Source organism: Amycolatopsis aidingensis, assembly GCF_018885265.1.
GTDB lineage: Bacteria > Actinomycetota > Actinomycetes > Mycobacteriales > Pseudonocardiaceae > Amycolatopsis > Amycolatopsis aidingensis.
The window spans coordinates 5,444,654-5,458,985 of sequence record NZ_CP076538.1 but is presented as its reverse complement, the minus strand read 5'-3'; the positions used below and the strand labels follow the sequence as shown (position 1 = coordinate 5,458,985).

Annotated in this window: 12 protein-coding genes; 3 read left to right on the top strand and 9 right to left on the bottom strand. The window is 67.8% G+C overall.

Annotation, left to right across the window (positions count from 1 at the left end; all coding sequences use genetic code 11):
• The first annotated feature begins 17 nt into the window (after positions 1-17).
• Positions 18-1,373 carry an MFS transporter gene (locus tag KOI47_RS24815; protein ID WP_216208089.1) on the top strand — a complete coding sequence of 452 codons (1,356 nt, stop codon included), beginning with the start codon at positions 18-20 and terminating at the stop codon, positions 1,371-1,373.
• A gap of 36 nt (positions 1,374-1,409) precedes the next feature.
• Here the strand turns inward: KOI47_RS24815 and KOI47_RS24810 are convergent, their stop codons facing one another.
• From KOI47_RS24810 to sucC, 3 genes are all read right to left on the bottom strand, one after another.
• Positions 1,410-2,579 carry a pyridoxal phosphate-dependent aminotransferase gene (locus KOI47_RS24810; RefSeq protein ID WP_216208086.1) on the bottom strand — a complete coding sequence of 390 codons (1,170 nt, stop codon included), beginning with the start codon at positions 2,577-2,579 and terminating at the stop codon, positions 1,410-1,412.
• Between the two features lie 113 nt (positions 2,580-2,692).
• Positions 2,693-3,598: a succinate--CoA ligase subunit alpha gene (sucD, locus tag KOI47_RS24805; RefSeq protein WP_216208084.1), complete on the bottom strand. Its 906-nt coding sequence runs from the start codon at positions 3,596-3,598 to the stop codon at positions 2,693-2,695.
• A gap of 5 nt (positions 3,599-3,603) precedes the next feature.
• The gene (gene sucC, locus KOI47_RS24800) at positions 3,604-4,773 is read right to left on the bottom strand and encodes an ADP-forming succinate--CoA ligase subunit beta (protein WP_216208080.1); all 1,170 of its coding nucleotides are present in this window, start codon (positions 4,771-4,773) and stop codon (positions 3,604-3,606) included.
• Between the two features lie 262 nt (positions 4,774-5,035).
• Between sucC and KOI47_RS24795 the strand changes: the two genes are divergently transcribed.
• Positions 5,036-5,719: a GntR family transcriptional regulator gene (locus KOI47_RS24795; protein WP_332461424.1), complete on the top strand. Its 684-nt coding sequence runs from the start codon at positions 5,036-5,038 to the stop codon at positions 5,717-5,719.
• A gap of 97 nt (positions 5,720-5,816) precedes the next feature.
• Positions 5,817-6,014, top strand: coding sequence for a hypothetical protein (locus KOI47_RS24790; RefSeq protein ID WP_216208075.1), 198 nt, complete (start codon positions 5,817-5,819; stop codon positions 6,012-6,014).
• On the opposite strand, the gene KOI47_RS24785 is transcribed toward KOI47_RS24790, so the two are convergent.
• The 6 genes from KOI47_RS24785 to KOI47_RS24760 form a co-directional block, all read right to left on the bottom strand.
• Positions 5,993-6,970, bottom strand: coding sequence for a TerC family protein (locus tag KOI47_RS24785; RefSeq protein WP_216208071.1), 978 nt, complete (start codon positions 6,968-6,970; stop codon positions 5,993-5,995). The genes KOI47_RS24790 and KOI47_RS24785 overlap by 22 nt on opposite strands.
• A gap of 74 nt (positions 6,971-7,044) precedes the next feature.
• On the bottom strand, positions 7,045-7,590 hold the full coding sequence (locus tag KOI47_RS24780; protein WP_216208069.1) for a hypothetical protein: 546 nt from the start codon (positions 7,588-7,590) through the stop codon (positions 7,045-7,047).
• Positions 7,591-7,597: 7 nt separating this feature from the next.
• On the bottom strand, positions 7,598-9,133 hold the full coding sequence (locus tag KOI47_RS24775) for an Nramp family divalent metal transporter (protein WP_216208067.1): 1,536 nt from the start codon (positions 9,131-9,133) through the stop codon (positions 7,598-7,600).
• A 104-nt stretch (positions 9,134-9,237) separates the two neighbouring features.
• Positions 9,238-11,382 (bottom strand): acetate--CoA ligase family protein, encoded by a 2,145-nt coding sequence (locus KOI47_RS24770; RefSeq protein WP_216208063.1) that lies wholly within the window; start codon positions 11,380-11,382, stop codon positions 9,238-9,240.
• Positions 11,383-11,385: 3 nt separating this feature from the next.
• Positions 11,386-12,615: a formyl-CoA transferase gene (gene frc, locus KOI47_RS24765; RefSeq protein WP_216208060.1), complete on the bottom strand. Its 1,230-nt coding sequence runs from the start codon at positions 12,613-12,615 to the stop codon at positions 11,386-11,388.
• Between the two features lie 21 nt (positions 12,616-12,636).
• Positions 12,637-14,322 carry a thiamine pyrophosphate-binding protein gene (locus KOI47_RS24760; protein WP_216208057.1) on the bottom strand — a complete coding sequence of 562 codons (1,686 nt, stop codon included), beginning with the start codon at positions 14,320-14,322 and terminating at the stop codon, positions 12,637-12,639.
• Positions 14,323-14,332 lie beyond the last annotated feature (10 nt).

Genomic DNA, 14,332 nt, shown 5'->3' with positions numbered 1-14,332 from the left:
ATTCACGAGGTGGTCCCATGCGTGGCTCCGGCTTTCCCTCCGTCCCGCACGAGGTACGTGACTTCTATGGCAGGCGGCATCGCGTCGGCGTGAGCGATCGGGAACTGCTCGGGCGGTCCCGGGGCTGGATGCTGTGGGCGGCCTGGGCGGCGATGCTGGTGGCAAGCCTCGGGCAGTACGGCTACGGCGCGCTGATCCCGGTCCTCGGTGAGCTGCACGGTTGGACGGTCACCGAGGCGCTGGCCGTGCTCGCGATCTGGACCTGCTGCCAGAGCCTCACCGTGTATCCCGTGGCCCGGCTGCGACACCGGTTGCGGCTGGCGCCGGTCGTGCCGATGGCGGCGGGTGCGGTGCTCACCGCGAACGGCCTGATCACTCTCGGCGCCTCGGGCAGCTTCCTGGTGGCGCTGCTGAACCACGCCGTGCTCGGCGGCCTCGGGGCCGGGCTGATCTACGGGACGGCGCTCGGTGTCGTCGCCCAGTGGTACCCGGAGCGACCGGCGCGGACCTCGTTCGTGAGCGGGGCGTTCGCCTACGGCGCGATTCCGTTCCTCGTGCTGGCTGGCTGGCTCGCCGGCACGGGCGGGGTCGACCTGCTGCTCGTGCTGTCCGGGGGAGCGGTGCTGCTGGTGGCCGGTGCGGCCGCCGCCGTGCTGCGCGATCCGCCGGAGGGCTGGTGGCCCGCGCATATCGACCCGCGACGGTGGGCGGTCGACAAATCGATCAACCCCGGCCTGCGGAACAACAAGCCCGCAGTGCGCCGGTATGCGCCCGGCGAGGTACTGCGCACCCGGATGTCCGCCCTGCTCTATCTCGCGGTGGCCTGTGCCGCCGCGGTCTCCCTGTTCGACCTTGCCTACCTGGCGCTGCTGGCCACGCGGGACGGCGCGGGGCCGGCGATGGCGGCCGCCGCCGTCGGGGTGCTGGCAGGCGCGAGCGGGCTGGCGCGGCTGGCCGCAGGCTGGGCGGGGGACCGGTTGGGCCGAACTCGGCTGGTGCGGCGGGCACTGGCGGCGGGGGCCGCGGCCCAGCTGGTGCTGCTGTTCGCCGGGTTGCACGGCCTGTGGTGGCTGCTGCTGGCCGGTGCCTTCGTGGCGGGCGCGAGCGCGGGTACCTGCTATGCGGTGCTGCCCGGTCTGGCCGAGGCGCATTTCGGTGAGCACCCGGGTTTGCCCATCTTCAGCCTGTTCTACGGGGCGAAGGCTTCCGGTGGCCTGATCGGCATCGGCCTGGCGATGATCTTCGCCTACCCCGCGGGAACGGTCATGGCCCTCCCGATCGTGGCGGTGCTGAGCCTGGTCGGCGCGGTACTCGTCCGGACGCTCCGGCGGCCGGGGATGCCGACCGTGCTGCCGCCATCACCCTCTTTCTAGGCTGTGTTGAAGAAGGCGCGCGGTCGCCGAACCCGTCTACGACAGCTCATCCCGCACCACCCGCTCGACAGCGGCGAGCGCGGCCGTGATGTTCTCGGTGGAATTGGCGTAGGAGAACCGGATGTACCCCTCGCCGTACCCGCCGAACGCGGTCCCCGGAGTGACCGCTACCCCGGCCCGTTCCAGCAACAGATCGGACAGCTCCGCGGCCGTCCGCCCGAGTTCGGTGATGTTGGCGAAGGCGTAGAACGCACCGCCGGGGCGTACGCAGGAGACCCCGGGAATGGCGTTCAGGCCGGAGGTGATCACCTCGCACCGCTCGGCGAATGCCGACCGCATCCGTTCCACCTCCTCCCATGGTCCGGTCAACGCCGCGATCGCTGCATGCTGGCTGAAGGCCGAGGTGCAGGACACGGAGTTGATCGCGAGCCTGGTGACCGGTTCCACCAGCGGCGTGGGGAACACCCCGAATCCCAGGCGCCAGCCGGTCATCGCGAAGGTCTTCGACCAGCCGTCGAGCAGGATGGTCCGCTCGGCCATCCCCGGGACGTCGAGCACGCTGTGCTGCTCACCGCCATAACGAAGTGCCCAGTACACCTCGTCGGAGAGGACGAGCAGGTCACGTCGGAGCGCGATCTCGGCGATGGCCTCGACCTGCTCCTTGGTCAGTGAACTGCCACAGGGGTTGTGCGGGGAGTTCAGGATCAGCAGTTTCGTGCGGTCGGTGACGAGCGAGTCCAGCTCACCGGGGTCGATGGTGAAGCCATTGGACTCGCGCAGCGGTACCGCGACCGGTGTGGCGCCTGCGAAGCGGGTTATCGAGGCATACATGGGAAACCCCGGATCGGGGTACAGCACCTCGTCGCCCTCCTCGCACAGCGCGAGGATGGTGAAGAACATGATCGGCTTGGCGCCGGGGGTCACCACCACCTGTTCGGGCGAGGCCGCCAGCCTTTCGTTGCGGGTCAGGAAGTCGGTGACCGCGTTCCGCAGTTCCGGAATACCGGGAGCGGGAACGTAGTGGGTGTGTCCCTCGCTCAATGCCTGCTGCGCGGCCGCGACGATATGGCCCGGCGTATCGAAATCAGGTTCCCCGATCTCCAGGTGAATGATCTCCCTGCCGTCCTTTTCCAGTGCCTTTGCCTTGGCCAGTACCTCGAAGGCCGACTCCGTTCCGAGGCGGTTCATCCGACGGGCGAGCTGCATTGCCGCTCCTTCACGCCACCGTGGTCCGGGGATCTCCCGTACCCGGATTCCAGTCTCACCGTGGGCGTGACGGTCAGCAATCCGTGCCGTCGGGGTGCCGATCCGGGATATACCTAGTGGTCGCGGTGAGCCGTTCGGCTCTTGTAGAGCTCGCGGGCGTGTTCGGCGGTTTCGGTGGGGGTTTTGCCGACTTTGACGCCTGCGGTTTCGAGGGCTTGTTTTTTGGCTTGGGCGGTGCCGCTGGAGCCGGAGACGATGGCGCCGGCGTGGCCCATGGTTTTGCCTTCGGGGGCGGTGAAGCCGGCGACGTAGCCGACGACGGGTTTGCTGATGTGGTGGTGGATGTAGTCGGCGGCGCGTTCTTCGGCGTCGCCGCCGATTTCGCCGATCATGACGATGACGTCGGTGTCGGGGTCGGCTTCGAAGGCGGCCAGGGCGTCGATGTGGGTGGTGCCGATGATGGGGTCGCCGCCGATGCCGATGGCGGTGGAGAACCCGATGTCCCGCAGTTCGTACATCATCTGATAGGTCAGGGTGCCCGATTTGGAGACGAGGCCGATGCGGCCGGTGTCGGTGATGGTGGCGGGGATGATGCCGGCGTTGGACTGTCCGGGGGAGATGATCCCGGGGCAGTTGGGGCCGATGATGCGGGTGCGGTTGCCGGTGGCCACGGCGTGGGCCCAGAAGGCGGCCGCGTCGTGCACGGGGATGCCCTCGGTGATGACCACGGCCAGCCCGATGCCCGCGTCGATGGCCTCGATCACGGCGTCCTTGGCGAACTTCGGCGGCACGAAGATCACGCTGACGTCGGCGCCGGTGGCGGCCATGGCCTCGGCCACCGTGCCGTACACGGTCAGCTCCTGGTCGTGGATGGTCACACTCTGCCCGGCCTTGCGGGCGTTGACCCCGCCCACGATCGTGGTGCCGGAGGCCAGCATCTTGGTGGCGTGCTTCATGCCCTCCGACCCGGTCAGGCCCTGCACGATCACCTTGCTGTCACTGTTGAGAAAAATCGCCATGGTGCTCAGGCTCCTGCCGCTGCCAGCTCGGCGGCCTTGTCCGCCGCGTTGTCCATCGTGTCCACCACCGTGACCAGCGGGTGGTTCGCCTCGGCCAGGATCGCCCGGCCCTGCTCGACATTGTTGCCGTCCAGCCGCACCACCAGCGGCTTGGCGGCCTCGTCCCCGAGGATCCGCAGCGCTTCCACGATCCCGGTGGCGACCGCGTCACAGGCGGTGATCCCGCCGAACACGTTCACGAACACACTGCGCACATCCGGATCACCCAGGATCACATCCAGCCCCGCGGCCATCACCTCCGCCGAGGCGCCACCCCCGATATCCAGGAAGTTCGCCGGCCTGACCCCACCATGCCGCTCACCCGCGTAAGCAACCACATCCAGGGTGGACATCACCAGCCCGGCACCATTCCCGATGATCCCGACCTGCCCGTCCAGCTTCACATAGTTCAGGTCCTTGGCCTTGGCCTTGGCCTCCAGCGGGTCCTCCGCCCGCTCATCCACCAGCCCCGCATGCCCGGGCTGCCGGAACGCGGCATTGTCATCCACGGTGACCTTGCCATCCAGCGCGATGATCCGATCCTGCGGATCCCGCACCAGCGGATTCACCTCCACCAACGTGGCATCCTCGGCCACGAACGTCTCCCACAGCCGCACCACCACCTCGGCGGCCGCCTCCTGAACCACCTCCGGGAACCGCGCCAACCGCACGATCTCCCGCGCCCGCTCCAGATCCACCCCGGCCAGCGGATCCACCGGCACCCGCGCCAGCGCCTCCGGACGCTCAACAGCCAACTGCTCGATCTCCACCCCACCCTCAGCCGAGGCCATCGCCAAAAACGTCCGATTCGCCCGATCCAACAGGAACGAGAAGTAATACTCCTCCGCGATCTCCGACGCCTCAGCCACCAGCACCCGATACACCCGGTGCCCCTTGATATCCATCCCCAAAATCCCCGCAGCCCTCGCCTCAGCCTCCCCAGGATCCCCAGCCAGCTTCACCCCACCGGCCTTACCCCGACCCCCGGTCTTCACCTGAGCCTTCACCACCACCGGACCACCAACCCCCTCGGCCACAACCCGAGCCTGCTCGGCAGTCTCCGCCACAGAACCCGGCAACACCGGCACTCCATGGGCAGCGAAGAGATCCTTCGCCTGATACTCGTAGAGGTCCATATAGCCTAGTGTAGACTGTATGCAGTATGGAGTCCATGGCGACTACCCAGAAGGGTGAACAATTACGAGGGGTGGTGGACATCACCCGAAGTGCACATTCCGTACAATGAGTTCATTGTATGCTGTAGGCAGTCGACGCAGTGGTCGACTGGACTTCGTTCCCGGCAGAGCCGGGTCCCGTCGCGAGTTCTTGGAGTTCGCAATGCCCCCGAGTGAGTTGCCACAGGATATGTCGGCACACCGGATCAACCGGCCTGCTCCCTTGCGTGAGCGCGTCTACCAGGCGATACAGGAGATGATCATCTCTCGTCAGCTCGCCCCGGGGCAGCATCTGGTGGAGAGCGAGCTGGCGGAGACGCTGGGCGTGTCCCGCCAGCCGATCCGTGAGGCCCTGCAGCTGCTGAACTCGGAGGGATGGGTGGACCTGCGGCCAGGCTATGGGGCCTTCGTCCACGCGCCCACCGATGCCGAGGTCGACGAGCTGCTGGCGGTGCGCTCCGTGCTCGAAGGGGAGTCGGCGCGCCTGGCGGCGCAGCAGGCGGGTTCCGAAGGGGTGCGGCTGTTGAAGGAGATCTGTACCCGGGGCGAGGCCGCGGTGGCTGACGACGACGTCGACGCCATGGTGGCGGCCAACGCCGAGCTGCACCGGGCGGTCACCGAACTGTCCGGAAACGGGGTCCTGATCGACTTCGTGAACCAGGTCGATCGCAGGGTGCGCTGGTACTACACCCCGATTGCCCGTCATCGTGGTCAGGCGTCCTGGGAAGAGCACGAGAAGCTGGTCGAGGCCATCGAGCGGGGCGACTCCGAAGCGGCGGCGCAGACCATGCGCGAGCACACCGAGCGAACCCGGCAGTCCTACCTCGAGCAGCGGGCGAACCGCGCTGCCGAGGAACAGCCTGCGCAGGTCCGCACCCGGCGCAGGCGTATCGGCCCGCAAGCGTAAGTATCCCGGCATTTTCGCCGGCGCCGAGTGGCGGCGCCCGGCTACCCGGTGATGTCCTGAACATGGTTGTGCCTGAAGAAAGGGAGGTGACAGCGAAATGCGTACCTGGAGTGAGTTCCGTGCCTGGCTGACCCGCGCGCCGCGGGGTGCCAGTGCCGACGGCAGAAGGCTCGGCCTCGGCCTCGCCACCGCGCTGGAACAACAGCGGCGGAATCCCACCGCGGATGTCGAGGACTTCCTGCGCAGGCGGGCCCGCGAGAACCGCGGTGACGTTCACACGACCGCATCGTCCTGATCCCGATCGCGGCCGCGCTCGCGCCGGCCCTTCACCAGGCTCGCCACGGTGGTGATGGCGAGGGTTCCGAGGATCACGGCAAGGGAGCCGAGGATCGGAATCTCCGGCGCCCAGCCCACACCATCGTGGTGCAGGGCCTCGAGGATCAGCTTGACGCCGATGAAGCCCAGTACCACGGCGAGGCCGATGCTGAGGTACACCAGCCGGTCCAGCAGCCCGCCGATCAGGAAGAACAGTTGCCGCAGGCCCATCAAGGCGAAGGCGTTCGCGGTGAAGACCAGGTAGGGCTCCTTGGTCAATCCGAAGATCGCCGGAATGGAGTCCAGCGCGAACAACAGGTCCGTAGTGCCGATCGCCACCATCACAATCAGCATCGGGGTCACCACACGGCGTCCGTCCAGCTTCGTGACCAGCGAGGTGCCGTGGTAGGTCTCGGTGGCGGGTAACACCCGTTTGACGGTGCGGAGCACGGCGTTCTCCGAGAACTCCTCCTCCTCGGAGTCCTTGTGCCGGATCAGCTTCCACGCGGTGTAGATGAGGAAGGCACCGAAAAGGTAGAACAGCCAGTCGAACCGGGCGATCGCCTGCGCGCCGATCGCGATGAAGGCGCCGCGCATCAGCAGCGCCAGCACGATACCGATCAGCAGCACCTGCTGCCGGTAGACCCGCGGTACCGTGAAGGTGCTCATGATGATCACGAAAACGAACAGGTTGTCCACCGACAGCGAGTACTCGGTGATCCAGCCTGCGAAGAACTCGCCGCCGCGCCGGGCTCCCGCGGTGAGCAGCACGCCGAGTCCGAACAGGACGGCCAGGCTCACGTAACCGCATACCCAGGCGGTGCACTCCCGCATCGACGGCTCCCGCGGTTTGCGGGAGACCAGATAGAAGTCGAAACCGATGACGGCGCACAGGCCGGCGACGGTGGCCAGCCACAACCAGACGGGAACGTTCATGCTCACCTCGGCAGGATCGGGTCACCACGCGCCCGGCTCCGGGCGCGTGGTGACGGGGGACGGTGGGCAGGTGGTCAGGAGACCTTCGCGCGCCGCCTGGCCTGCTTCGCGTCGTGCAGTGCCTTGGCGTGTGCGGCGTAGGCCGCCAGGATCCGCTCGGCGTACGGGTTGTGCGGGGCGATCCGCAACCACCACCGGGGCGCGATCCGCTCGTGTAGCCAGAGGAACCCGATTGCGAAGCCGGCGCTTACCAGGCCCTGGTAGGCGAGGAAACCGAGCAGGTCGGGTGGCAGCTCGGGGCGCCCGGTCAGCACGAGGTGCGTGAGCAGCTCGTGCGCGAGCCTGGCCAGCGGGAAACCCACCAGCCAGAACAACGCCGCCGGCGCGAAGCCGCCGAGCCGGACCCTGCCGTAGGCGATCAGCAGTCCGTAGCCTCCGCCGAGCAGTGCGAGCGGGACACCGAGTGACAGGGCGGTGACCAGCGCCCACCCGGTGGGCTGGCCGACGAGCGCGGCCAGCCCACCGGCCGCCACCCCGGCGACCAGACCGACGGTGCCACCGGGCAGTGCGAGTTCGGCGTTGCGGCGCAACCGGGTCTGCTGCGGTCGTGTGCTGTGCATGGTCACCTCAACTCACCACGACGCCGAACCGGACCAGGCTGTAGAACAGCATGCCGAGGTAGAACACCGCGCCGAAGCCGATGATCACGTTGGCCCACCACCTCGGCCGGATCGGTTTCGGCAACATCCGGTTGTTCACCAGCAGCAGCACGACGCAGTACGCGCCCATCGCAAAGGTGGAAAGGAACGCCAGGATGTCCAGCACGCCGCTCGGCCCGTCGGCAGGCCCGAACAACAGGATCAGGATGCCGAAGACGATCACGCCCCAGAGGAACCCTGCGTAGAGGTGCGACATCTTGAACTTGCGTGCGCCGGGCACGAAGAAGTACGTCATGTCCGCCTGCCCGCGGGAGAAGGAGTCGAACAGCCCGAGAGTGGCGTTGATCCCGATCAGCGCGATGAACCCGAAGAACACCCCGCCGAGCACCGGACCGCCGACCGAGGCGAACGCGTCCGACATCGCACCCAGCGCGGCGTCCCGGTCGCCGCCCTCGATCAGTGCCTTGACGTTCGGGTTCTCCCGGTTCGCCGCCTGGGCGAGCACGGTGAACGAGACCGTCACCAGCATCGTGATTCCCCAGAACAGCAGCAGCGCGTCGAAGGTGACCCAGCGGCGCCAGCCCCGCCACTTGGCCATCTCCTTGGGGTCCTCGGTGTCGAACATGAAACCGCGGGAGGGCATCGCCTCTTCCTCACCGGCGTGCCGCAGCCCGCGCACCCGTGGAATGTGCGCACCCATCCCGGCACCGCTGTCCCGCAGGTGCAGGGTGTACCACATCTGCTGCATGCCGGAGGGGCCGGCGAAGGCGACGGAACCGACCAGGATCGGGAACCACGCGCTGGACAATGCCTCGGAAGGGAAGTATCCGAAGTGGAACATGCCGCTGAGCGTGCTCGCCAGGTCGCCCCAGCTGCCGACCAGCGAGGCGACCACCGCGGTGCCGACCACGAGCGTCCCGATCAGGATGGACAGCACGTTCTCCAGCAGGTTGTAGATCACCCTGGCCAGGCTGAACACGATGCCGACCAGAACCAGCCCGACACAGGCACTGACCACCCAGGGGATACCGGTGATCTCCTCCAGCGCGGCGGCTCCCGCGGATAGGTGGCCTGGCCAGATATAGACCAGTATCGCCACCACGAAGAAGAACCACATGATCGGTTTGAACACCCTCGCCGCGCCGGTGAAGATGCTCTCCCCGGTGGCCATCGCGTAACGCGCCATCTCCAGCATCACGAAGGCCTGGAGGGTCACGCCGACGAGGAACAACCAGCGGATCTCGGGGCCGAAGACCAGCACGAGTCTCGGCCACATGTAGGACTCGCCCATCCCGACACCCAGCGCGACCAGGAAGACCGTGGGGCCGAGCAGGTGAATGGCGGGCGGGGCCTCGGGAAGTTTACGGATGGGCATCGGGTCGAGCCGGCCCGCTCGCCACACCCGTGCGGACTCGTCCTTGTCCGGCGCTACCCCGGTGGCCGCGTCGTTCTCGGAACCACTTCTGGACGAGCCCGCGGCAGGGGCGTTCGAGGAATCCACCATTGGACCTCCTGATCGTAGGACTCATGCATGTGCGCGTGGGGACCCCTACGTCTCGCGTTCTTCCTCGCCGGCGGGCGGGCCGGCCGCTGGGAGCAGCCGGTTTCTCAGCCGCCGAGCAGCCCGGCCGAGCGGGCCCACTGGTACTTCGCGCCGAGCACGGCCACCGGTCGTTCCGTGGTGTACGGGTAGGCCACGATCCCGTGGTCGAACAGGTACTCGCAGGCCTTCTCCACCTCGGTGTCCCCGGCGAGCGAGGCGACAACCGGCTTGTCGATTCCCTGCGCCCGCGCCTGTTCGACGACCCTGGCGGTCAGCTCGGCGAACACCATCGGCGGGGTGACGATCGTGTGCCAGTACCCGAGGATCAGGGCATGGATCCGTGGGTCCTCCAGCCCCAACCGGATCGTCGCCTCGTAGGTCGACGGCGGCTCCCCGCCGGTGATGTCGATCGGGTTGCCCGCCGCGCCGAACGGCGGGATGAACCGCCGGAACGACTCGTCCAGATCCGGCGGTATGTCCATCAGGGACAGGCCGTTGTCCACGCAGGCGTCGGAGAGCAGTACCCCGGAGCCACCCGCTCCGGTGATGATCACGACGTTCTCACCCTGCGGGGTGGGCAGCATCGGCAGGCCCCTGGCGTACTCGAGCATCTCGTTCAGGCCGGGCGCGCGGACCACCCCGGCCTGGCGCAGGATGTCGTCGTACACCCGGTCATCACCGGCCAGCGCGCCGGTATGCGAGCCGGCCGCCCGTGCCCCCAGCGCGGTTCGGCCAGCCTTCAGCACCACCACCGGCTTCTTCTTCGTGATCCGCTTGGCCGCGTCGACGAAGGCCCTGCCGTCCTTGAGGTCCTCAAGGTGCATCGCCACGCACTGGGTGTTCTCATCCTGCTCGAAGTAGGTGAGCAGGTCATCTTCGTCCACATCGGACTTATTGCCGAGCCCCACGATGGCCGAGACGCCCATCTTGGTGGTGCGGCTGAAGCCGAGAATCGCCATCCCGATGCCACCGCTCTGCGAGGTCAGTGCCACTCCGCCGCGCACATCGTACGGTGTGCAGAAGGTCGCGCACAGGTTCTGCGGTGTGTAGTAGTAGCCATAGATGTTCGGGCCGAGCAGCCTGGTCCCGTTCCTGCGGGCGATCTCCACCACCCGGTGCTGCAGTTCCACATCGCCGGTCTCGGCGAACCCGGAAGGGATCAGCACCGCGGCAGGCACCCCCTTCTGCCCGCAGGCCTCCAGGGTGTCCGGCACGAACTTCGCCGGCACGGCGAACACCGCCACGTCCACCTCCCCTGGCACCTCGGCGATGGAGGGGTATGCCTTGCGGCCGAGAATGTCGTCGGCCTTGGGGTTGATCGGGTAGATCTCGCCCGCGTACCCGCCGTTGATCAGGTTCTTCAGCACCGAGTTGCCGATCTTGCCCTCCTCGGCGGACGCCCCGATGACCGCCACCGAGCGGGGGTTCATCATGCGGTCCAGCACCCGCAGGATCTCCTCCCGTGAGTAGCGCACCGGCTGGACGATCTCGCCGGTCTCGACCAGGATCCGGATGTCGGCCGCGCTCGCTCCGCCCGCCGTGGCGAACACCGGGTTCAGGTCGATCTCCTTGATCTCCGGGAAGTCGGTGACCAGCTCCGACACCGTGCGGACCAGCTCGGCCAGCGCGTCGAGGTCGACCGGGTCGGCACCACGGGCCCCGCGTAGCACCTCGGCGGCCTCGATGTCCTCCACCATGGCCCGCGCCTCCTCGGGCTGGAGTGGGGCGAGCCGGAAGGTGACGTCCTTGAGTACCTCGACCAGCACCCCGCCGAGCCCGAAGACCACGATCTTGCCAAAGGTGGGATCGGTGGTGGCGCCGATGATGACCTCTTGGCCATCGCCGAGCAGTTGCTGCACCTGGACCCCGGTGATCGTGGCCGCGGAGTCGTAGTGCCGGGCGTTCGCCACGATCGTCTCGAAGGCCTCGCGGGCCGCTGCCGCGCCCTCGACCCCGACGAGCACGCCGCCCGCCTCGGTCTTGTGCAGGATCTCCGGGGACACGATCTTGCAGGCCACCGGTCCGCCGATCTCCTCGGCAAGGCCTGCCGCCTCCTCCGCCGTGGTGGCCAGCCCCTCGGCCGGGGTGGGGATGCCGTAGGCCTGGCAGATCCGCCTGCCCTCGGGGGCGGTCAGGGCCTGCCTTCCCTCGGCGCGGGCCTGGTCGAGGACCGCCCGTACGGCGGCGGTGTCACTGTTGTCCGCGGTCATCGATCAGATCACTCCGTTCGCTTCGAGCTCCGCGAGCCTGCCGGGGGCGAGGCCGAGCTCATGCAGGTAGACGTCCTCGTTGTGCTCGCCGAGCAGCGGGGATGGCGTGACGTCGACCGAGGATTCGGACAGCTTGATCGGGCATCCCACCGTGGCGAACTCGCCGCGCTCGGGGTGCGGGACCCGCACGACCATCTCGTTGGCGGCCAGCGACTCGTCCTCGATGATCTCCTTGGTGGACAGGATCGGACCGCACGGGATGTTGTGCTCGTTGAGCTTCGCCAGCACCTCCCACTTGCCGTGCCCGCTGCTCCACTCCTCGATCATCTGAAACATCTTGTCCAGTTTGGATAGTCGGGCCTCCGGGGTGTTCCACTCCGGGTCGTCGGCGAGCTCCGGCCTGCCGATCAGCCTGCTGATCGGCTCCCAGCCCGCGGGCTGGACGATCACGTAGATGTAGTCGTTGGGTCCGCCCGGCGCACACCTGACCGCCCAGCCCGGTTGACCGCCACCCGAGGCATTGCCGGAACGCGGGACCTCCTCGCCGAACTCCTCGTTCGGGTACTCCGCGAGCGGCCCGTGGGTGAGCCGTTGCTGGTCGCGCAGCTTCACCCGGCAGAGGTTGAGCACCGCGTGCTGCATGGCCACCGTGACCCGCTGGCCCTTGCCGGTGTGCTCGCGCTGGTACAGCGCCGCGAGGATGCCGGCCACGGTGTGGATGCCGGTGCCGGAGTCCCCGATCTGGGCGCCGGTTGCCAGCGGGGGGCCATCCTCGAAACCGGTTGTGCTCATCGAGCCGCCCATCGCCTGTGCCACCACCTCGTAGGCCTTGAAATGGGTGTACGGCCCCTCGCCGAAACCCTTGATCGAGGCGTAGATCAGTCGCGGGTTGATCTCCTGCAGCCGCTCCCAGCTGAAGCCCATCCGGTCCACCGCGCCGGGACCGAAGTTCTCGGCCAGGATGTCGAACCGGGAGACCAGCTCGGTGAACAGTTCCTTGCCCCGGTCGCTCTTCATGTTCAGCGTGATGCTGCGCTTGTTGCAGTTCAGCATCGTGAAGTAGAGACTGTCCACATCGGGCAGATCGCGCAGCTGCTTGCGGGTGATGTCCCCGGTGGGCGCCTCCAGTTTGACCACATCCGCGCCCAGCCAGGCCAGGATCTGCGTGCAGGACGGCCCGGACTGGACATGCGTCATGTCGAGAACACGAACACCCTCGAGTGCCTTTCGCATGGCGGTTCTCCCCTCGAGCCGTTACTTGTACATGGTCTGGTTCATCGTTCCCGGGGCGTAGACCTCGGGATCGACCCAGACGTTGATCAGGGACGGTTTGCCGGACTCGCGGGCCCGTTCCAGCGCGGGCCGGATGCCGGCGGGATCGGTCACTTCCTCGCCGTAGCCGCCCAGCATCCGGGCGAACTCGCCGTAGGGGACATCGCCGAGGGTGTTGCCCACCCTGCCGCGGTCCGCGCCGTACTTCTGGATCTGCCCGTAGCGGATCTGGTTCATCGAGGAGTTGTTGCCGATGATGCCGATGAACGGAAGGTTGAACCGCACCAGCGTCTCGAAGTCCCAGCCGGTGAGGCTGAACGCCCCGTCACCGAACAGGCAGACGATCTCCTTCTCCGGCCTGGCGTACTTGGCGGCCAGCACGAAGGGGACACCGACCCCGAGTGTCCCGAGTGGACCGGGATCCATCCAGTGACCCGGCGCCTTCGGTTGCACCACCTGACCGGAGAAGGTCACGATGTCCCCGCCGTCCCCGACGTAGATCGAGTCGGGGGTGAGGAACTCGTTGATCTCGTGCACCAGCCGGTACGGGTCGATCGGGGAGGAGCCGGACAGCTGCCGGGGCAGCCGCTTCTCGTAGGCCTGGGTCTCCACCCCGCGCAGTTCGTCCAGCCAAGCCTTGCGCGCCACGGCACCGTTGTCCACCCGGCCGGAGGCGGCCTGGGTCACCGCGGACAGCACCAGTCCGGCGTCGCCAACGATGCCGAGGTCGATGTCCCGGTTCTTGCCCACCGTGCGGTAGTCGAGGTCGACCTGCACCACCGTGGCCGCGCTGGAGAGCCTGCGACCGTAGCCCATCCGGAAGTCGAAGGGGGTGCCGACGATGATGATCAGGTCCGAGTTCTGGAAGGCATACCTGCGCGCGAGTTGCAGGTGATGCGGGTCCCCTGGGGCGAGGGTTCCGCGGCCCGAGCCGTTCATGAAGGCGGGCACGTTGAGTTTGCGGACGAACTCGATGGCGGCCTCGGTGCCCCGGCAGGTCCACACCTGGCTGCCCAGCAGCACGCAAGGCTTCTCCGCCTGCACCACCAGATCGGCCAGCCGCTCGATTGCCTCCGGGTCACCCGCACTGCGGGTCGAGGCACGGTAGTGCCCTGCTGCGGGCACCCGTGCCGACGCGGCCGGTACCTCCGCGTCCAGCACGTCCCGCGGGATCTCCAGGAAGGAGGGACCCGGCGCACCGTGGTAGCACTCCCGGAAGGCCATCGACACGAGGTCCGCGACCCGCTCGGTGGCGGGCACCGTGGCGGCGAACTTGGTGATCGGGTTCATCATGTCCACATGCGGCAGGTCCTGTAGCGAGCCCATCTTGTGCTGGGTCAGGGCCCCCTGCCCGCCGATCAGCAACATCGGGCTTTCCGCGCGCAGCGCGTTCGCCACCCCGGTGACCGCGTCCGTGGTGCCAGGGCCCGCGGTGACCACGGCGCAGCCGGGCCTGCCGGTGATCCGCGCGTAGCCATCGGCCGCATGCGCCGCCACCTGCTCGTGCCGTACGTCGATCACGTCGATGCCTTCGTCGACGCAGCCGTCGTAGATGTCGATGATGTGCCCGCCGCAGAGGGTGAAGACGACCTCGACGCCCTCGGCCTTCAGTGCCTTCGCCACCAGGTGGCCGCCGGAGATCAGCTCTGGTTCGCCGTCGACTGCCATGTGCGTCCTC